Source organism: Candidatus Chloroploca mongolica, assembly GCF_004762035.2.
Lineage (GTDB): Bacteria > Chloroflexota > Chloroflexia > Chloroflexales > Chloroflexaceae > Chloroploca > Chloroploca mongolica.
In genome coordinates, this window is sequence record NZ_SIJK02000025.1 from 1 (window position 1) to 19024 (window position 19024).

Sequence of the window (19024 nt, forward strand, 5' to 3'; positions counted from 1 at the left end):
TTAGCGTTTGCAGATTTGATTGATTGGTAGATCATCTGATCTCACACCAAGCGTTTTAGTCGGTTGAGTCCGAAGCCGACTGAAGTCGGCACTCCAGAATACCAGCAAAGGTAGCTGACCGACGACAAAACACGATACAGAAAGGATCAAGACCTGTGCTAACGATACAAGAGATTATGGCAATTTTACCGCATCGCTACCCGTTCCTCTTGCTTGACCGGGTGATCGAGCTTGAGGCCGGCGTGCGCGCAGTGGGCGAGAAACTGGTTACGGTAAATGAGCCACAATTTCAAGGCCACTTCCCCGATAATCCGGTGATGCCCGGGGTGTTGATCGTCGAGGCGCTGGCGCAGACTGGTGCCCTGGCGGTGATGAGTCTGCCGGCCTACGCTGATAAACTGGTGCTCTTTGCGGGTATTGATGATTGCCGGTTCAAGCGCGTCGTGCGCCCCGGCGATCATCTGCGCCTCGAAGTGACGCTTGACAAACTGCGCCGTGGCATTGGCAAAGGCCGCGGACGGGCGACTGTTAACGGTGAATTGGCGTGCGAGGCGGGCCTGCTCTTTGCCGTAACCGGGTAAGCAGGGCGATTGCATCTTCCGTGAATGCACCCGCCAGGGCACCCGCAAGGGGTGCCCGTACACCGGATCCGGCCCCCGGCCGGTAGGGGCACCCCTTGCGGGTGCCCTGATAGCGCGTCTTTTTGTATCCGGTTTCGTATGATGCAATCGCCCTGACCGGGTACGCCCTCGCGTTGCAGGCTCTCGTGCAGCGTGGTATCATATCTAGACGTTTCCGCGTATAGGCCAGGACTTGACTATGGCGCAGATGCCAGCGAATCGGCGAGTGGCCCTGCGTGCCGAGTTGCTCAGTCTGGTGCGTTCGACGGCGTCCAGTGACCTTGAGGCCCGGATTGATGAATTGCTGGCCGAGGTGCTTGAGGATGCGCCAATCACCGCCCCGTTGCCACTCGGACTCGATGCAGAGGATGAAGACCGTCGGATTGTCGTGACCGGGATGGGCGTTGTCTCGCCATTTGGGATCGGGTTAGCACCGTTCTGGAAGGGCTTGAGCAGTGGGCAGAGTGCGGTAACGCGGATTACCCACTTTGATGCGAGTCAGTTCCCGTGCCAGATTGCCGCCCAGGTGCCCAATTTTGTGCCGCAGGTCTTTATGGATGCGAAAGAGGCCCGGCGTATTTCGCGTTCGAGTCAGTTCGCCGTTGCTGCCGCGCATATGGCGGTCACAGCGGCGAATTTGCGCATTGACCCGGCGGCCAGTGAGGAGATCGGTACGCTGATTGGCTGTGGTACCAGTTCGATGCAGGAGATCGAGCAGGCTTCAGCGACGCTGCTGCAACGCGGCGGGATGAAGATCAGCCCCTTTTTCATTGCGTCGGCGCTGCCCCACATGCCCTCAAGCCAGGTTGCGATCCAGCTTGGGTTGCGTGGCTATACCTCGGCGGTCTGTACCGCGTGTGCCGCTGGTGCCCAGGCCATTGGCGAGGCGGCCGAGGTGATCCGGCGGGGTGACGCCGAGATTATGCTTGCTGGTGGGGCTGAAGCACCGATTAGTGCGCTCACGATCGGTGCGTTTGCGGTGATTCGGGCGCTGACGACCCAGGGCAACGATGACCCGAAGCATGCCTCGCGCCCCTTTGATGTACACCGCGATGGCTTCGTGCTCGGTGAGGGCGCCGCTGTGCTGGTGCTCGAACGCATGTCGAGTGCGCGCCGCCGGGGTGCCCCTATTCAGGCTGAGTTGCTCGGGTACGGGGCCAGTTCCGATGCCTACCACGTCACTGCGCCTGACCCCAATGGCTATGGTGCAGTGCGGGCGATGCGCCGTGCGTTGCACAATGCCCGGCTTGATCCCCAGCAGATCGATTATATCAATGCCCACGCCACCGCCACGCCTGCCGGCGACCTGGCCGAAACGCGGGCGATCAAGCAGGTTTTTGGGGAGTATGCCGGCAATGTGCCCATCAGTGCCAACAAGTCAATGCTTGGGCATCTCACCGGGGCGGCTGGTGCCGTCGAGGCGGTTGCGACGATCTTGACGTTGCAGCATGGCCTGATCCCACCCACGATCAACCTTGACCAGCCTGATGAAGAGTGCGACCTTGACTATGTGCCAGGTGCTGCTCGTCCGGCGCACCTGCAGGTTGCGATGTCCAATTCGTTTGGCTTTGGTGGGGTCAATGCCGTGTTGATCTTTAAGCGGTAGGGCTGGCACACTCAATAGTGTGTGAAGTAAGTTTGCGGATATTTTGTCACCCTGAGTACTACATGGCCCGCGGGCCAGTGGCACCGCGCTAACATTCAAGGATGTTATCAGGAGCGAAGCGAGGGGTCTCAGGCGTTCAGGCGGCAGAGATGCTTCGCTGCGCTCCGAAGCAACACCATCTCATGCGCGGAGCGCAACGGCTCCATGGTCATTCCGAACGGAGCCGTAGGCGCAGTGAGGAATCTGCACTGATCGGCATGGAAGACCCCTCACTCCGTTCGGGGTGACAAGGGCGGGCCTGGGCACCACACTGGTTACTCACGGCATCACTGACCCGTGGGCCACGTGGTACTCGGCATGGCATGGCTGCACGCATGTCAGAAAATGTACTTTCCAGACTACTCAATGTTGGCCCGTGTTGACGCAAAGGCGCAAAGCTGCGTATGGAGTTCCATAAAACCTTTGCGTCTCTGCGTCTTTGCGTCAAATAACCCATATCCCTGCCGGAGGCAGCGTATGAATGCAACCAGTTTTCAGGATCTCGCCGCTCAGGTGACGATTCCCACCGATGGCACGATCAGCCGGACGATCTACCAGGATCAGCACCTCAAGGCGGTGCTCTTTGGTTTTGCGGCGGGGCAAGAACTCTCGGAGCATACGGCCTCGATGGCTGCCATGCTCCATATTGTCGAGGGTTCGGCAACGTTGACGCTTGGCACCGAGGTGCTTGAGGCTGGCCCCAATACCTGGGTGCATATGCCGGCCCAGTTGCCGCACAGCATTGTTGCCAAGACGCCCGTCGTGATGCTGCTGCTCTTGCTCAAGGGGGCGACGGTTTGACGCAAAGGCGCAAAGGCGCAAAGGGTTTTGAGAACGCATCTGGACGCCAAGTGTGCGAGGGTTTGCGCCTCAACGTGGCAAGAGTGCGCCGCGTTGGCGGTGTGCCATTAGGTAGGCGAGCGGCCCACGCAGGCAGCGGATCGCACGGCGCGCACCACGAGGGATCACCAGCGCAATGCCAGGCTCAAGGGCCACCCGCTGATCATCCAGGAGCAGTTCACCGGAGCCCTCAAAGACCACCAGGAGCACATCGAGTTCATCATTGCGATGCTCAGCAATGCCCGCCCCGGTCATCAAACGCATCAGATTCACATTCAACTGCTCGCAATTCAGGCTCCAGATGGCACCATCATAGGAAGCCTGGCGCAACGCCTCGGCCACATCAACCATATATTCAGGATCAAAGCTCATCAGGGCTCCTCGCATCTTTCAGTGTGCAGATCTAGTACGGGCAGGGCAAGGCTGAGGCAACGTCATCCTGATCGTCCGCAGATTACGCAGATGACGCAGATTAGGGCGTCCGCAGATGACGCAGATGCGGACGCTATCGAACCCTACTCGGACGTTGCATCAGTACACGATGCGCCTGTCGGCGTACCACCACGAAGGAAAACGGGGGGCGTGGGGGAACGTGGTTCCCCCATTTTCAGCGTAGCACACGATGAAGGAAAACGGGGGCGTGAGGGAACGTGGTTGCCCCATGTTCAGCCAGGGCACCCAAGCCCTGGTTGCTTTGATTGTATGGTATGGTAGGGTGAGCGGCAAGGACGCAAACCTTGAATGAGAGCACGATCCAATGTTAGATCGCTATAAAATTGCTTTTGCTCGGCTAAAGATTGATCGGGTTCCTGAACGATGGAGCGAAGCAACAAATAAAGGTGCTCCACATAAGGCGTTTCTGTTGTTGGCGATCATGGATCTGATCGCACAAGGCGAAATAACCGAGAATTTTATTGAACTCAAGAGCGACCTGTTAGAGACGTTTGATCTCTACTGGGAAAAAGTTATGGGGGGCAAACGGCAGACGACCATCGCCATGCCCTTCTACCATATGAAGAGCGAGGGCTTCTGGTATCTTGTGCCCATCCCCGGTCAAGAGATTGCTCTGAATAGCCCTGTACGCTCGCTTGTCCGGATGCGGCAATGCCTGCTGGGCGCAAAACTCGATCCGGAACTCTTTGCCTTGCTGACGGTAGCCGAAACACGCGACGCCTTGCGACAGATCTTAATTGAAACTTATTTTGCCCCTCAGACACGCCCAATTCTCGTTGAAGTTGGCATCATCACGGCGCAAGCGTTTGCGTACAGTCGTGAGCTACTGGTGCGATCGCAACGGCGCTTCAAACTCAGAGAGACACCCGAGGTCGAAGCGCACTATTTTGCTGAATCGCGTTCAACCGGGTTTCGGCGCACAATAGTGTCTGCCTATCAGCACACCTGCGCGATCTGTCGCATTCGCATCGTCACACCAGAAGGCAGAACCGCCGTCAGCGCAGCTCACATTGTCCCATGGAGCATCAGTCACAACGACGACCCCCGCAACGGCATGGCGTTATGTGGCCTGCATCACTGGGCCTTCGATGAGGGTGTCGTAAGCATTGAGCCATCAACCTATCGCATCATCGTCTCGCCCGTCGTACGTTCAGATGACGAAGCGACTACGCCGTTGCGCACCCTGCACGACCAACCCCTCTACCTACCCGAGAACGAGGAGATCTACCCGGCCAAAGAAGCACTGCGCTGGCATCAGAAAGAATTGTTCAGAGCGACGATTCCGCCGTCGTTGGTGTAGGTGCCTATAACATGACGTGCGCTCAGACTTCTACAACCTCAGCCAGGATCCGCTCGCGCAGGTGAGGGCGTAGATCAGGACGATGCACGAGGTCGACCGAAACGTGCAGTAGATCGGAAAGGGTCTGTTGCAGGGCGACGTAGGTTAGAAGGCCCGGCAGTTCCTCAAACTCAACCAGGATATCTACATCACTCTGCGCGGTCTGTTCGTTGCGAACGTACGAGCCGAAGAGCCCCAGGGATTTGATCTGGTAGCGCTGTTTGAGTTCCGGCAGATGTTGCCGGAGGATGGTGATGTTTCTCAACTATCTCCTGTCGGATTTTCATTTTTGTTCTTCTCTAATATTTTTATACCAAAAAAATTTGCTGATCTAGAATACCACCGTAGAGAGAATTGTGTTGTATTCACATCAGAAAATTATATCGTTCTCAAAATGTCGGCTAGAATCTCTGGCGTTAGCCCACGTTCACGAGCGTTCTGACCAATACGCCGCATGAGGTCTTCGAGCGATTCCGTCATCTGGGTGGCTTCTAAGATTCGCAAGCTGAGGAGGACGCCAATTTTGCGCTGATCTTCCTCAGATAAAGCGTGGAATGCTTGCGCAACTCGTGTATCAACTGCGATCGTAATCATTTCAGGTGACATAGGTTGCTCCATATCTTCATACAGGATGCGTCTACAAGCGTAGTATAGCAGTCCTATCTGGGTTGTAAACAGGAGTGTTGGCTTATGAATATTCAATCGTACATCGGGTCTACGGTAGTGCCGACTTCAACGCTTGGTGTGAGATCAGATGATCTACCAATCAATCAAATCTGCAAACGCTAACCGATCACGTCCGAGGCGTTGGTTGAGCCACATGCAGGTGTTATGGAGCGCGACCATTGCGGCCATGCGGGTGCGGATGCCGGTGAGGTCGTGCGGGCGCTCGCGGTCGAGACGAAAGGTATGGAGCAACTTCTCATGCACGGTTTCAACGATCTGGCGCAACCTGGCGATGTACGTTTGCAGAGCTGGTGGCCAGTGGATTTTCCCATTCGGATGCGGTGGAGTGACCAAGTGAGCACCATAATCGTCGGCCCAGTGTTGCTGGAGGTCGTGGCCCATAAAGCCGTTATCAGTCACATAATAGCCACGCGCAGGTGCGCCGACTTCGGGCAACCGGGGATGCGGGGTGTGGCGGGCGGCCAGGAAGGTTTCGGCAAAGGGTTGCTCCTTGGTGCTGGCAGGTGCCAGGCCCCAGCCCGTGATCGCCCCGCTTGGGGTGGTCGCCGTGATGACATGCACCCCTTCGTACCAGCCAAGTCGACTGCATCGCCCGATATTGGCAATCCCCGGCAGCCAGCCACACGAGCGACGTTGGCTATTGCGCGTGGCTACGCCAAAGCCATCCAGCGTTTCGTAGGCGCACGTCTGCGCATCGAGCTCGCTGGCGAGCCAGTGGCCGAGGTGACAGATCTGATCCGCTTGGTGGCGCAGCAGGCGGTTGAACTGACTCCGATGGGGCAGGCCGGGGAAGGCCGCCCGCAAGCGGCGGCAAGCATAACGATAAAATGCCCGTTCGGTGGCAAACACCCCCCATTGGGCGAAAAGGCCCAACGTGATCACTTCGCTCGCGCTCAGACTGGGGGCCGGGCCAGGCCGCCCCGCCACTGGGGCCGGGTGCTGCTTGCAAAAATCATCGACCATCACGTACACGGTGGTCAGAAAGGTGTCGATATCAAGCATGGGATCTCCTTTTTCCTCATCAGAAAGCGGTATTTCATCCATGATAGTCGACACCTTTCGTTTGTCTATCTCACACCAAGCGTTTCAGTCGGCTGAGCCGGAAGCCGACTGAAGTCGGCACTACCTGATCTAATTCTTAAGAACCATTTTCTGAGGATTTGACGCAGAGGCGCAGAGGCGCAAAGGGCATTGAGACGCCACGCGTGCGACGGATGGCTGTGCGTGGCCCGGGAGCATGGCTGTGGGCATCTCAGAACATGGAGTTGACACCCCAACCCATTTGTCCCAGATAGTGATCGTGGTTGTCGGCCCAGTCGCTGCCGTCACTATCAAATGCCCCAATGAAGGTGTCGAGCGGATCATGGGCAAATTGCTCGGCTGCAACCGTAAGCCACTTGGTGGCAATCTCTCCAAGGTCACGACCATTGTAGAATATCAGGCAGATCAGGTTTGCTCTATCGCCATCTCCACCCACAGCTTTGCGCCTTTGCGCCTTTGCGTTAACCATCTGCCTTATTTCTTGCTCGGCGCAAGGTCGCCAAACGGTGGCAAGGCGAGCCGTACGAGCCAGTCGCGTAGCCACGTGGGGAGGTGGATCAGCACGAGCTGGCCGTAGGCGTCGAGGCCAATCACGTAGCGTGCCCGTGGGCGGCGACAGGTGATCGCCTGGCCGACGACGCGGGCAACGCGCTCGGGCGGGATGCCCATGCCTGGTTTGACCGTTGTTTTCACCATGTCGATCAGCGGTTGGTACGGGGCCAGGCGCGCCTGTGATACGTCGGCCAGCATCTGGAGACTCGACGCGAGCGTTTTGTCCCAGATTGGCGTCGCGATGATGCCTGGTTCAATGCAGACTACCCGGATGCCCCACGGACTCAGTTCGATGCGCAGGGCGTCGCTGCACGCTTCGAGGGCGAACTTCGACGCCGAGTAGGGGCCAAAGAGCGGGTGCGTGAAGCGCCCCGAAATCGAGCCCATGTTGACAATGGTGGCAGGGCGCTCTGATTGGCGCAGCAGTGGCAAAAAGGCCTGGGTGACGGCGATAGGTGAGAGCGTGTTGACTTCGAGTTGACGGCGAAACGCTTCGATCGGCACAACCTCGAGTGGCCCTGGCACGGCGATGCCCGCATTGTTGACCAGGGCGCGCAGGCCCTGCCCGTTGGTCTGGGCGCGAATCGTGGCAACCGCAGCGTCGATCTGCGCAGCGTCGGTGACATCGAGCATCACGGTCGTCACGCGGCCCCCACTCGCGAGCCGCAACTGCTCGGCATGCTCGGGCGAGCGCACCCCGGCGAAGACCTGAAAGCCTCGTGCGACCAGATGGAGGGCGCATGCTCGCCCGATCCCGGTTGAAGCGCCCGTAATCAAGACTGATCCAGCCTGGTTGTTCATCATAGACCTCTTGTGAGCATCATATAGTTCGAGAACGTACACGTTCGTTGGTTGGTGTGGCGCTACCCCGATTACCAAGCATCTGTATGGTAGTTGCGTCGGCCAATAAATGCAAGCGTAGGAAGTGGTCACGCTACTACACTTAGTATGAGATGACGGAGTTAGTTAAATAGTTTTTCACTTGACAAATGCGGTCATTTCCTGTTACATATAAAGTTAGCATCCTCTCACAACCTAGAAGGCTTTGTGCTGTCAGGCCAGTGCTGACTACCAAGATTGTCAGCCCGGTTGCGTCATTTTGTCAATGTATTCGGGTTAACCTATGCCATCGTTGGTAACTATTATCTGCATGTTCGTGCTCGTTGTTACGGCTTTGACAAGCACCATTGTGAGCCTGCAGAGTTGGCGACGACGCGATCGTGCCTGGGCTCGTCCTTTGTCGTTTGCCGGCATTGCTGTTACGATCATGGCTGCCGGTTATGCTGTTGAGCTCGCCAATACTCAGCTTGAGAACATCCTCCTGGCAGTGCGTTTTCAATATATTGGCATCGTGAGCGTCCCAGTCTTCTGGCTCTGGTTTGCCTTGACCTACACGGGGCGAAGCAAGATGGTTGATGCATCCCGCCACTATGCTTTGCTCATCGTGCCGGCGCTAACCCTGATTCTGGTGTGGACGAACGACCTTCATGGTTTAATCTGGCAAAGCACTGCGGTTACCGTTAATGAAAACGGTACTTTTTTTGCGCCAACGTACGGTCCTTGGTTTTGGATACATACGCTCTATAGCTACAGCTTGATCCTGCCGGCGACTGGTTTCTTGATGATGACCGCGCTGCGCACGCATCGGCTCTTTCGTTGGCAGGCGTTGATGCTGGTGATGGCCGCAGTTGCGCCTCTGCTCGGCAATCTTCTCTATCTGCTACGGATTGGACCGGGGCAGTTTCTTGACCTGTTGCCCATCGGGTTTGGCATCTCGGTGATGCTGGTGGCATTGCTGACGATGAAGGGGCGTCTGCTTGAAGTGATTCCTCTGGCACGGACGTTGACGTTTGAGCAGATGCGTGATGGGGTGGTTGTGCTTGATCCTGAGCGGCGCATTGTTGATCTCAATATCACCGCAAGCAAGATGTTTAACCGTGCGATTGCTGATGTAATCGGGATGCCGATTACAGCCCTGTTGCCTGTTGATACCAATCTGCCTGCCCAATATCTGACAGCGCACGAGATTGATGACGAGATTTCACTGATCACTAGTGACGGCCCGCGTTGGTTTTCTATCCAGGTCTTTCCCCTTGCCGGATGGAGAGGCCGTTTGAAAGGCTGGCTTGTTCACTGGCGTGACATCACAAGTCGTCGCGAGGACGAGCAATTGCTGCGGGTGCGCAATGCGGAACTGGAAGCTTTGCATCTTTCGCTCCAACAAGAGTTGCTCGAGCGCCAGCGTACCGAAATTGCGCTTGCCCAGGCGCGTGATATGGCTGAGGCTTCGAGTCGTACCAAAAGTGCGTTTATTGGCAATATGAGTCACGAGCTTCGCACACCGCTGACCTCGATTATTGGGTATGCACAATTGATTCAGCGCCAACTTGTGAGTGGTGAGCATGACTTGATCCACTCTGAACTTGATATCATCGTCAATGCCGGTCGTCACCAGGTTGAGTTGATTAATGATGTGCTCGACCTTGCGAAAATCGAAGCCGGTCAAATGCAATTCAAGTATGGTGAATTCGCGATCGGCCTGTTGATTGATCGCACAATCCAGATGGTGCAACCACTAGCTCAGCGAGGTGGCAATCGGCTCGTCCTTGATGTATCAGATGAGGTTGAGACTTACTATGGCGATGAGCAAAAAATTCGTCAGATTTTGATTAATCTGCTTTCCAATGCCGCCAAGTTTACTCAGCACGGTACGATTACCCTGCGGGTTAGGTACGATCTCAGCAACGATGGTGCATGGCTTGAGTTCAGTGTGCATGATACGGGGATTGGCATTGCACCTGCCTTTCTTACGACGATCTTTGAAGAATTTTCGCAGATCCCTGGTTCACTGCAACAACAGTATGGTGGGACTGGCCTTGGTCTGACGATCTGCAAACGCTATACCGAGTTGATGAAAGGTACGATCAGCGTAACGAGCGAAGAAAACCGAGGCTCTTCGTTCTATGTGCGCCTGCCGGTTGAACGTGATTGTGCCATCATTCCGGCACCCCCAACCATGGCTCTTGAGGTCTCGGGCAAGAAAATATATGTGGTAGACACAGGAGAAGTATATGCCTCGCCTCCTTCTCGTTGAAGATAATGAAATGAACCGACAAATGATCGTCGGGCATCTGAAGTGGCTCGGGTACGAGGTCTTCCTGGCCGCCGATGGGCATCAGGCTGTTGAATTGACCGAGGCTGTCCACCCTGATCTGATCCTGATGGATATGGGCCTGCCTTTGCTGAGCGGTTGGGAGGCGACAGCACAGATCAAGGCCAATCCAGTCTTAGCAACGATTCCGATCATTGCGCTGACCGCCTATGCAATGAGTGATGATTATTATCGCAGCATGGCCGTCGGATGCGATGCATTTGAAACAAAGCCGATTGACTTTGATCATCTGGCGTCGACGATGGAACGCTTGCTCGCAGGGTCGCGCTAGTTGCGCCTAGGCACGGTAACGAAGTTTCCTGATCCACTTCTGGCGCAGCTATCCGTCGCACACTTGGCGTCCAGATGTGCGCTCGACGCAGCTTTGCGCCTTTGCGCCTTTGCGCCTTTGCGTCAAAAAAACCGCCTTATGCGCAAGGTATTGGTACTAATCCGCAATCAGTTGCCGTACATAGTCGTTTGAGCGCCCATGGCTCACGATGGCAACATCGAGCCCGTATGCCTGATAACGATGCAGCGCACGGGCGATGCTGGCGATGATCCATCTGATGTCGTTGCCAAAGACGCCCCCGCCGAGCAGGGTCAGAAAGATGCGCGGTGAGCCGTGCGTGGCGGCATTGATGATGCCAGCGCAAAGCGTGGCTTCATAGGCGGCTTCGAGCACCATCCGGGCGAAGGGCTCCCAGAGATCAGTGGGGTGACTCGCATAGGCGACCGGCAGGGCTGAACAGTAGGCCTGCGAGACGAGGTGCCCAGACGCCGCGATGGTCACCTGGGTCTGCCATTGCATGCCGATGCGCAACAGACTGCGCAGGTCGTCGCGCTCGGCTTCGCTTGCGGCTTGCAGGCGCTCGCCGATCGCCGTGAGCCCGCTGCGCGAGGGGAGGGCATAGCCGTTTTGCATCTGCCAGAGCTTGCCATTGGCGTTGCCCAGCGCGTGTCCGAGATCGGCCAGACAATCGATCTGGTTGCTGGCTGTTTGCCCGATTCTGCCGTTGACTGGCGCAAAATAGTTGCGATAGATTGTCCCCGCGCCGGCGGCAATGGCACATGCTGGCCCCTGGGTATGATCATAGTCGTAGATGCCCACCCCTTGCTCGGGGGTGACGTTCGGCGACGTCATTTCGAGCAGGTTGAACTGCGAGGCAACTTGAAAGAGCGCCGATGTGTTGGCCGGGTCAGCATGGAGATGCTGCACATTCGCGACGACTTCGCGTACCGTCAACCGCCCGTCAACCGACGTACACGCGGCAACCTCGCGCCGCAACTCGCCGAGGGACGGGATTGCCAGTTGACCACAAACAAAGCTTGCCCCATTTGCCGTTGAATGCAATTGGGTGCCCTCAACGCGCAGATACGTTCGCACCTCGTCAGGCGAGCTTTCACGCACCCCGGTAAGCGCTTCAAACCATGTCATTTGATCACCCTCCTCGTGGCAGTTGCAAGACGACGCTTTCGAGCACCAGTTGCGGATTGCCGTTTTCACGGAGTTGCTGGGCGGCCTGATTGATCTTGGTAACCATCGTGTACGCCTGGTGCGCCTGGTAGCGTCGCGCTGCCTGCGCGAGCTGCGCCTGGCGATCAAGATTGATCACGCTTTCGGGGCATCCCGCCGCGACCAACAGCACATCGCGCCACCAACTCTGCCAGAGGTCAAGCCAGGCAAAGACGGTCGCCTGTTCGCCGCCGCGATACTCTTTGGCCCGTTGTTCGGCCCAGCGCAGGCCGGCACTCACACCCTGTTGTGACAAGGCAAGCAAGCTTTCAAGTTGCTCATCGCGGTGGGCGATCGCCTCGGGCTGCTCGAGCATCTGGATCGCCCACCCGATCCGCCCCCCACTCCAGGCCGCAAGCGTGGCCGCATCACTCGCTGCAACCCCTCGCGCCTCTAATGCCGCCGCCACCTCGCGGCGCGGCAAGGGCCGCAGCCGCAAGACACGACAGCGCGAGACAATCGTCGGCAGCAAGTCAGTGCTATTAGCAACCAAAATCAGTGTTGCGTATGAGGGTGGTTCCTCAAGCGTTTTTAGCATCGCGTTCGACGCCTCTTCATTAAGGCGTTCGGCATCGTGCAGGATCAAGATCCGGCGTCGGGCCTCATAGGGACGCAGGCTCAGATCGTTTTGCCATGCGCGAATTGTCGCAATCTTCAATTCCTTCTGGCGCGCCGCCTCGTCGGCTTTCAAGCCCGCAGCCTGGGTCGCCATGCTCGCAATGCGCACATCGGGATGATTCCCTCGCTCGATGCGGCGGCAGGTGCGACAGGTCAGACATGGCTCGCCATGGCCCTCGTCACAGTTGAGGGCCTGCGCAAAACGCAAGGCGAGCAGCGCCTTGCCGATCCCCGGCACGCCACTGATCAGGTAGGCGTGGGCATCGGTTCCCGCCTCAATGTTGTGCTTCAACTGGGCGATCGCCCAATCATGACCGAGAATCTGCCAGGGCATAGCTCTCCTGCAAAGGTTGCGCGTGTCTGGCTCATTATAGCATCACGAGTGGTGAAGCACCTGCGCTTTGTACTTACCTGCTGGTGCTGAAAAAAGCCAGCTACGCTGGCTTTTTTTCGCCCAAAACTCTTAACTGAGTTCGGCAACTGCGCTCAGCGCAACCTTGCCGTCGGGCCCTTGGGCTTCAAGTATGACGCGCTCTGCTTCGGGCGTGGCGACGAGGCGAAATGGTGCGAGGTCAAAGAGCGGGGCCTGGCCGCGAAAGCTAAAGCCGGTGATGCGCTGGCTCGTCGTGTGGCGCACGAGTTCGAGTAGCAGCACGGCCGTCAGCGGGCCATGCACCACCAACCCTGGATACCCCTCCTCGTTGATGGCATAGGGACGGTCGTAGTGAATCCGGTGCGCGTTGAAGGTCAGGGCCGAAAACCGAAAGAGCAACCGTGGATCGGGTGTGACTGTGCGCGTCCACGCTCCCTCGGGCACCGGGGGCAGTTCGGCAGGCACTGGCGCGGGCACCGGTGGCCCGGGCTCGCGGTAGACAATGTCCTGCTCTTCTTCAATGCAGAGGATGCCTTGCTGGTAAAATTGGTAGCCCACGGTGACAAAGGCCAGGTTGCCGCTGCGCCCTGACTTTTGCACGATATTGCGGATCTCGCCCTTGCGCTGGGCTGGTCGCCCGAGCAGCAAAGGGCGATAGAATGTAAGCCGCGCACCGGCGAACATCCGGCGTGGATAGGGAATCGGCGGCAGAAACCCGCCGCGCTCGGGGTGCCCGTCACTACTCAGTTTTGACTGCGGGGCGCGTGGCAAAAAATAGAACCAGTGCCACAGTGGTGGCAGCGTCGCGTTGCCGCTGATCATGGTGGTTGCATCATCAAGCGTTGCCGCCGCTGCATATGCCTGCGCGGGACTCAGATCGTCTTCGAGCAGTTCGGTGGTGCCGATCCAACTGCTGAACGTTGCCTCTGCGTCACTCATTGTTTGCTTCCTTAGCCGGAGCCTCTATTGTGCGCTCACACCGCTCCAACTTTGCATCTGATGATATTCTGACATATAATTCGACATTATAACATTGCTACCCCAAAAAAGTGACTCCCTGAACTTCTTTGCGTGATGTGTCCTGACGCATATCGAGGGCGATATGCATACATATTGAAGCGGAGGCAAATCGTTGAGCAAGCGCGAGCGTATTGCTACGGATCAGGCGGATGCGACGGACGTTGCCGAGACAGCAACGGGGGGGCCTGAGGGCGAAGGCGCAGCACAGGTTTCCCCTGAGGCTGAACCAGCGCAACCACCACCTTCAACGACGGATAACCAGGAGAACCCGCGGGTGAAAACGCTCCCACCTTCCGATCGTCCTTCAGATCACGAACAGTTACCTCTGAGTGGCATTCGCGTGGTGGATGTCGGCAACTTTCTGGCTGGCCCGTATGCGGCTTCGATTATGGGTGAGTTTGGAGCCGAGGTGCTGAAGGTTGAACACCCGATTTCCGGCGATCCAATGCGCCGTTTTGGGACGCCGACCAAACGCCACGATGCGACCCTGGCCTGGCTCAGTGAGGGGCGCAATAAGAAGTCCGTGACCATCGATCTCCGCCAGAAAGAGGGGGTGCAGATCTTTCTCAAGCTCATCGCCAAATCTGATGTGCTGATCGAGAATTTTCGCCCCGGTACGATGGAAGAGTGGGGCCTCGGCTGGGAGCAGTTGCGTGAGGCGAATCCTCGCCTTGTTGTGCTGCGTGTTTCCGGGTATGGTCAGACTGGCCCGTATCGCCGGCGCTCTGGTTTTGCCCATATTGCCCACGCCTTTGGCGGTCTCTCGTACCTCGCCGGTTTCCCCGGTGAGACGCCGGTGTTGCCCGGCACTGTTCCCCTCGGCGATTATATGTCGAGTCTCTATGGGATCATCGGGGTGCTGGTGGCGCTGCGCCATCAGGAGGAGACCGGGCGCGGTCAGGTGATTGATGTCGGCATTTATGAGGCGGTCTTTCGCCAACTCGATGAAATCGCGGCAGCCTATGGCCTGTTTGGCAAGGTACGTGAACGCGAAGGCTCGGGCAGTTTTGTCGCGGTGCCCCACGGCCACTTTCGCACCAAAGATGATAAGTGGATCGCGATTGCCTGTACGACCGACAAGATGTTCGAGCGCCTCGCTGAAGCGATGGAACAGTCTGAACTCGCGACGACCGGGCTCTACGGCGATCAGCGCAAGCGCCTCGCCGCCCGCGATCAGGTCAATCAGATTGTGATCGAGTGGGTTGGTTCGCTCACCCGCGACGAGGTGCTCGAACGGTGCCTCGATAAAGAGGTGCCCGTTGGCAAGGTCAATAGCATTGCCGATATCTTTGAAGATGAGCACTTTCAGGCCAGGGGCAATCTCGCCAGGTTTGAGGAAGAGGGCCTCGGTGAGGTGGTCGTGCCCGCAGTGGTGCCGACGCTTTCGGCAACCCCCGGGCGCATTACTAACCTGGGGCCGCCCCTCGGCGACGCGACCTATGAAGTGATGCGCGAACTGCTCGATATTACGGCGGACGAGATTCGACGGCTGCGGCAGCACAAGATTATTTGAGAAGGATATTACCCATGACCGCAGAGTCTGCACCTGCGTTGCCCCTGGCGGGCATTCGTGTCATTGATGTGGCAACGGTGATTGCCGCCCCCTACTGCGCGACGCTGCTCGGTGAGTTTGGCGCTGATGTGTTGAAGGTTGAGCATCCGGTTGGCGGTGATGCCCTGCGCCGTTTTGGAACGCCGAGCCAGCGCGGCGATACGCTGACCTGGCTCAGCGAGGCGCGCAATAAGCGCTCGGTGACGATCGATCTCCATCGGCCCGAAGGCGTGGCCATTTTCAAGCAACTCATCGCTCAGACCGATGTGCTCTGTGAGAATTTTCGCCCCGGTACGCTGGAAAAATGGGGCCTCGGCTGGGAAGTGCTGCACGAGATTAATCCTGGTCTGATTATGCTCCGGGTCACTGGCTATGGTCAGACCGGCCCCTACAAGGATCGCCCCGGGTTTGCCCGCGTTGCCCACGCCGTCGGTGGCATCGCCTATCTCGCCGGGATGCCCAGGGGTACCCCGGTGACGCCTGGCTCAACGACGCTTGGTGATTACATGACGGGTTTGTACGGCTGCCTCGGTGTGTTGCTGGCGCTGCGCCATCGCGATCGCACTGGTCAAGGTCAGTATGTTGATGCCGCGCTCTACGAGTCGGTCTTTCGTTGTACTGATGAACTCGCCCCCGCCTATGGCATGTATGGCATCGTTCGTGAACGGCACGGCCCATCACATAACGATTTCGCCTGCCCGCACGGCCACTTCCCGACCAAAGATGGCAAGTGGGTCGCGATCTCTTGTGCCACCGACAAGCTCTTTGCGCGCCTCGCTGCGGCGATGGGCAGGCCCGAGCTCGCCTCGTCGAGTACCTATGGCGAACAGAAGACACGCCTTGAGCATCGCCACGATGTCAATGAGATTGTCCGTGACTGGTGTGGTTCACTCTCCCGCGATGAGGTGCTTGACCGCTGTTATGAGACCGGGACGCCCGCTGGGCCGCTCAACAACATTGCTGATATCTTTGGCGACCGCCAGTTCCATGCCCGTCGCAACCTGATGGCGGTTGATGTCCCTGATACCGGCGAAACCGTCATTGTCCCCTCAACAATTCCCAAGCTCTCGGAAACCCCCGGTAGCCTGCGCAGCCTTGGCCCGAAACTTGGCGAACATACGGTTGAAGTCTTGAGCGAACTGCTCGGCATGGACGAACAACAGATCGCTGAACTTCGCCAGAAACGGGTTATTTAACGCTGGCATGCGTCAGACCTCACCGGTCTTCAAGACCGGTGAGGTCTCACAGGAGCAACTATGCAAGGCATTCTCAAGGGTCTGCGGGTGATCGAGGGCTCGGCCTTCGTCGCCGCCCCGCTCGGCGGCATGACCCTGGCTCAGCTTGGTGCCGATGTGATCCGTTTTGATCCCATCGGTGGGGGCCTTGATTATCAGCGCTGGCCCGTCACTGAAACCGGCCAGAGTCTCTTCTGGGCTGGCCTCAACAAGGGCAAGCGCTCGATCGCCGTTGATCTGCGCCATCCCCGTGGGCAAGAATTGCTCACGCAGTTGATCGCGCTCCCCGGTGACGAGGGTGGCATCTTCAGTACCAATTTTCCGGCACGGGGTTGGCTCAGCTACGAGGCGCTGCAAAAGCAGCGCGCCGATCTCGTGATGGTCAATCTGCTCGGTCGCCGCGATGGTGGCTCGGACGTTGACTATACGATCAATCCGCAACTTGGCTTTCCGTTTATGACCGGGCCAACCAGTACGCCCGAGCCGGTCAATCATGTCTTGCCAGCCTGGGATTTCATTGCTGGGCAGATGATCGCCGTGGCGATCCTCGCCGCCGAGCGCCATCGCCGCTTGACTGGCGAGGGGCAACTGGTCAAACTCGCCCTCAAGGATGTTGGCCTGGCGATGCTTGGGCATCTTGGCATGATCGCCGAGGTGATGGTCAACAATACCGACCGCCCGCGTCAGGGCAATTATCTCTATGGGGCCTTTGGGCGCGATTTCGAGACGCTTGATGGCAAGCACGTCATGGTCGTTGGGTTGACCAGTTTGCAGTGGAGTTGTCTCACGAAGGCAACGGGCATGGCCGAGCAGTTTGCGAACCTGGGCCAGCGCCTTGGGCTTGACCTCGCTCAAGAGGGCAATCGTTTCCGCGCTCGTCACGCCCTCGCTGATCTGCTTGATCCCTGGTTTCGCGCCCGGACACTCGCCGAGATCAGTCAGATCTTTGAGGCCCATCGGGTCACCTGGGCGCCCTATCGCAGCGTGCGCGAGGCGCTTGCCGAAGATCCTGATTGCTCAACCGATAACCCGATGTTCACGCTGCTTGAGCAGCCTGAGATTGGCACCTACCTCGCCGCTGGCTCGCCGCTCGCTTTTAGCCAGGTTCCGCGCCTCCCTGCGACACCTGCGCCGCGCCTCGGCGAACATACCGACGAAATCCTGCTCGACATACTTGGCCTGACCGAGGCCGAAGTCGGCAAACTGCACGATGATGGCATCGTTGCAGGGCCTGCCTGATCAAAGGAGACCAGAATGAAGTTACCGGTCAATTTCTACAAGCCGCTGGCGACTGGCGCACCGCAGCCGCTGCGTGAGTTGCCCATTCGCCCCGAGCGGATGATCCATTTTTTTCCGCCTCATATCGAGAAGATCCGCGCCCGTCTGCCCGAAACGGCTCGTCAGGTTGATGTGCTCTGCGGCAACCTCGAAGATGCCATCCCGCTTGATGCCAAAGAAGCCGCCCGCGCTGGCTTTATCGAGGCCATTGCGACCCTCGATGCTCCCGAGACGGCAATCTGGGTGCGCGTCAATGCCCTCAATAGCCCGTGGATCCTCGATGATATGGATCAGATTGTCAAAGCCGTTGGCAATCGCCTCGATGTGATCATGCTACCCAAGGTCGAAGGCCCCTGGGATATTCATTTTGCCGATCAGTATCTTGCGCTGCTCGAAGCGCGGTATGGTGTGCAGAAGCCGATCCTTTTGCATGCGCTGCTCGAAACTGCCGAGGGGGTCAAGAATGTCGAGCAGATTGCGGGCGCAAGCCCCCGGATGCACGGGCTTAGCCTAGGCCCAGCCGATCTCGCCGCGTCACGCGGGATGAAGACCACCCGCGTCGGCGGCGGCCATCCCTTCTACGGCGTGCTCACCGATCCCGTCGAAGGCCAGATCGAGCGCGCCTTCTATCAGCAGGATCTCTGGCACTATACCGTTGCCCGTATGGTCGACGCGTGTGTTGCGCATGGCATCCGGGCCTTCTACGGGCCATTTGGCGACCTCAAAGATGAAGCAGCCTGCGAGTCGCAGTTCCGCAATGCCTTTCTCATGGGTTGCACCGGGGCCTGGTCACTTGCTCCGAATCAGATCCCGATTGCCCGCCGCGTCTTTAGCCCCGATGTCAAAGAAGTTCTCTTTGCCAAACGCATCCTCGAAGCAATGCCCGACGGCGCTGGCGTCGCGATGATTGATGGCAAAATGCAAGATGACGCCACCTGGAAACAGGCGAAGGTCATTGTTGACCTCGCTCGCCTCGTCGCCAAAAAAGATCCCGAACTGGCTGAAGCCTACGGACTCTAGGGGCAATCCCATGTAACAAAGGTGGTTGGTTTGACGCAAAGGCGCGAAGGTTTTCGTGTAGGTGAGTTGACCGTTTGCGCCTTT

At 57.9% G+C, this 19024-nt stretch carries 19 protein-coding genes; 10 read left to right on the top strand and 9 right to left on the bottom strand.

The window, feature by feature from the left end; all coding sequences use genetic code 11:
• The first annotated feature begins 155 nt into the window (after nucleotides 1-155).
• The 3 genes from fabZ to EYB53_RS14170 all read left to right on the top strand — a co-directional run bounded on the left by fabZ (nucleotide 156) and on the right by EYB53_RS14170 (nucleotide 3066).
• Nucleotides 156-581 (top strand): 3-hydroxyacyl-ACP dehydratase FabZ, encoded by a 426-nt coding sequence (gene fabZ, locus EYB53_RS14160; RefSeq protein WP_135479009.1) that lies wholly within the window; start codon nucleotides 156-158, stop codon nucleotides 579-581.
• Between the two features lie 238 nt (nucleotides 582-819).
• Nucleotides 820-2226 carry a beta-ketoacyl-ACP synthase II gene (gene fabF, locus EYB53_RS14165; RefSeq protein WP_135479011.1) on the top strand — a complete coding sequence of 469 codons (1407 nt, stop codon included), beginning with the start codon at nucleotides 820-822 and terminating at the stop codon, nucleotides 2224-2226.
• Between the two features lie 516 nt (nucleotides 2227-2742).
• On the top strand, nucleotides 2743-3066 hold the full coding sequence (locus EYB53_RS14170; protein ID WP_135479013.1) for a cupin domain-containing protein: 324 nt from the start codon (nucleotides 2743-2745) through the stop codon (nucleotides 3064-3066).
• A gap of 69 nt (nucleotides 3067-3135) precedes the next feature.
• Here the strand turns inward: EYB53_RS14170 and EYB53_RS14175 are convergent, their stop codons facing one another.
• Entirely contained in the window at nucleotides 3136-3477 is a 342-nt protein-coding gene (locus EYB53_RS14175; RefSeq protein WP_167857411.1) for a cupin domain-containing protein, read from the bottom strand.
• Between the two features lie 385 nt (nucleotides 3478-3862).
• Here EYB53_RS14175 and EYB53_RS14180 point away from each other — a divergent pair, with 385 nt between their 5' ends.
• On the top strand, nucleotides 3863-4858 hold the full coding sequence (locus tag EYB53_RS14180; protein WP_135479017.1) for an HNH endonuclease: 996 nt from the start codon (nucleotides 3863-3865) through the stop codon (nucleotides 4856-4858).
• Nucleotides 4859-4880: 22 nt separating this feature from the next.
• On the opposite strand, the gene EYB53_RS14185 is transcribed toward EYB53_RS14180, so the two are convergent.
• From EYB53_RS14185 to EYB53_RS14205, 5 genes are all read right to left on the bottom strand, one after another.
• The gene (locus tag EYB53_RS14185) at nucleotides 4881-5162 is read right to left on the bottom strand and encodes a nucleotidyltransferase family protein (protein ID WP_135479019.1); all 282 of its coding nucleotides are present in this window, start codon (nucleotides 5160-5162) and stop codon (nucleotides 4881-4883) included.
• A gap of 113 nt (nucleotides 5163-5275) precedes the next feature.
• A complete protein-coding gene (locus EYB53_RS14190) occupies nucleotides 5276-5503 on the bottom strand; it encodes a hypothetical protein (RefSeq protein ID WP_135479021.1) in 228 nt (75 codons plus the stop codon).
• A gap of 153 nt (nucleotides 5504-5656) precedes the next feature.
• Nucleotides 5657-6586, bottom strand: a complete 930-nt coding sequence (locus EYB53_RS14195) for an IS982 family transposase (protein ID WP_135479023.1) — start codon at nucleotides 6584-6586, stop codon at nucleotides 5657-5659.
• A 250-nt stretch (nucleotides 6587-6836) separates the two neighbouring features.
• Nucleotides 6837-7094, bottom strand: coding sequence for a hypothetical protein (locus tag EYB53_RS14200; protein ID WP_135479025.1), 258 nt, complete (start codon nucleotides 7092-7094; stop codon nucleotides 6837-6839).
• Nucleotides 7095-7099: 5 nt separating this feature from the next.
• Nucleotides 7100-7981, bottom strand: coding sequence for an SDR family oxidoreductase (locus EYB53_RS14205; RefSeq protein WP_135479027.1), 882 nt, complete (start codon nucleotides 7979-7981; stop codon nucleotides 7100-7102).
• Nucleotides 7982-8300: 319 nt separating this feature from the next.
• On the opposite strand from EYB53_RS14205, the gene EYB53_RS14210 reads away from it, so the two are divergent.
• Both EYB53_RS14210 and EYB53_RS14215 read left to right on the top strand, forming a co-directional pair.
• On the top strand, nucleotides 8301-10271 hold the full coding sequence (locus EYB53_RS14210) for a histidine kinase N-terminal 7TM domain-containing protein (RefSeq protein WP_135479030.1): 1971 nt from the start codon (nucleotides 8301-8303) through the stop codon (nucleotides 10269-10271).
• Nucleotides 10249-10620 carry a response regulator gene (locus EYB53_RS14215; protein ID WP_135479032.1) on the top strand — a complete coding sequence of 124 codons (372 nt, stop codon included), beginning with the start codon at nucleotides 10249-10251 and terminating at the stop codon, nucleotides 10618-10620. The genes EYB53_RS14210 and EYB53_RS14215 overlap by 23 nt, the downstream gene beginning before the upstream one ends.
• A 156-nt stretch (nucleotides 10621-10776) precedes the next feature.
• On the opposite strand, the gene EYB53_RS14220 is transcribed toward EYB53_RS14215, so the two are convergent.
• The 3 genes from EYB53_RS14220 to EYB53_RS14230 form a co-directional block, all read right to left on the bottom strand.
• A complete protein-coding gene (locus tag EYB53_RS14220; RefSeq protein ID WP_135479034.1) occupies nucleotides 10777-11766 on the bottom strand; it encodes a hypothetical protein in 990 nt (329 codons plus the stop codon).
• A gap of 4 nt (nucleotides 11767-11770) precedes the next feature.
• Nucleotides 11771-12796, bottom strand: a complete 1026-nt coding sequence (gene holB, locus EYB53_RS14225) for a DNA polymerase III subunit delta' (RefSeq protein ID WP_135479036.1) — start codon at nucleotides 12794-12796, stop codon at nucleotides 11771-11773.
• A gap of 129 nt (nucleotides 12797-12925) precedes the next feature.
• Nucleotides 12926-13774, bottom strand: a complete 849-nt coding sequence (locus EYB53_RS14230) for an HTD2 family dehydratase (protein WP_135479038.1) — start codon at nucleotides 13772-13774, stop codon at nucleotides 12926-12928.
• A 355-nt stretch (nucleotides 13775-14129) separates the two neighbouring features.
• Between EYB53_RS14230 and EYB53_RS14235 the strand changes: the two genes are divergently transcribed.
• The 4 genes from EYB53_RS14235 to EYB53_RS14250 are packed head-to-tail and all read left to right on the top strand — an operon-like array spanning nucleotide 14130 to nucleotide 18940.
• Entirely contained in the window at nucleotides 14130-15368 is a 1239-nt protein-coding gene (locus tag EYB53_RS14235) for a CaiB/BaiF CoA transferase family protein (protein WP_135479146.1), read from the top strand.
• 14 nt (nucleotides 15369-15382) lie between these two features.
• Complete coding sequence (locus EYB53_RS14240) at nucleotides 15383-16603, top strand: CaiB/BaiF CoA transferase family protein (protein WP_135479041.1); 1221 nt, start codon at nucleotides 15383-15385, stop codon at nucleotides 16601-16603.
• Between the two features lie 60 nt (nucleotides 16604-16663).
• Nucleotides 16664-17881, top strand: a complete 1218-nt coding sequence (locus EYB53_RS14245; protein WP_135479043.1) for a 2-methylfumaryl-CoA isomerase — start codon at nucleotides 16664-16666, stop codon at nucleotides 17879-17881.
• Between the two features lie 15 nt (nucleotides 17882-17896).
• Complete coding sequence (locus EYB53_RS14250) at nucleotides 17897-18940, top strand: HpcH/HpaI aldolase/citrate lyase family protein (RefSeq protein WP_097655271.1); 1044 nt, start codon at nucleotides 17897-17899, stop codon at nucleotides 18938-18940.
• Nucleotides 18941-19024: the final 84 nt, after the last annotated feature.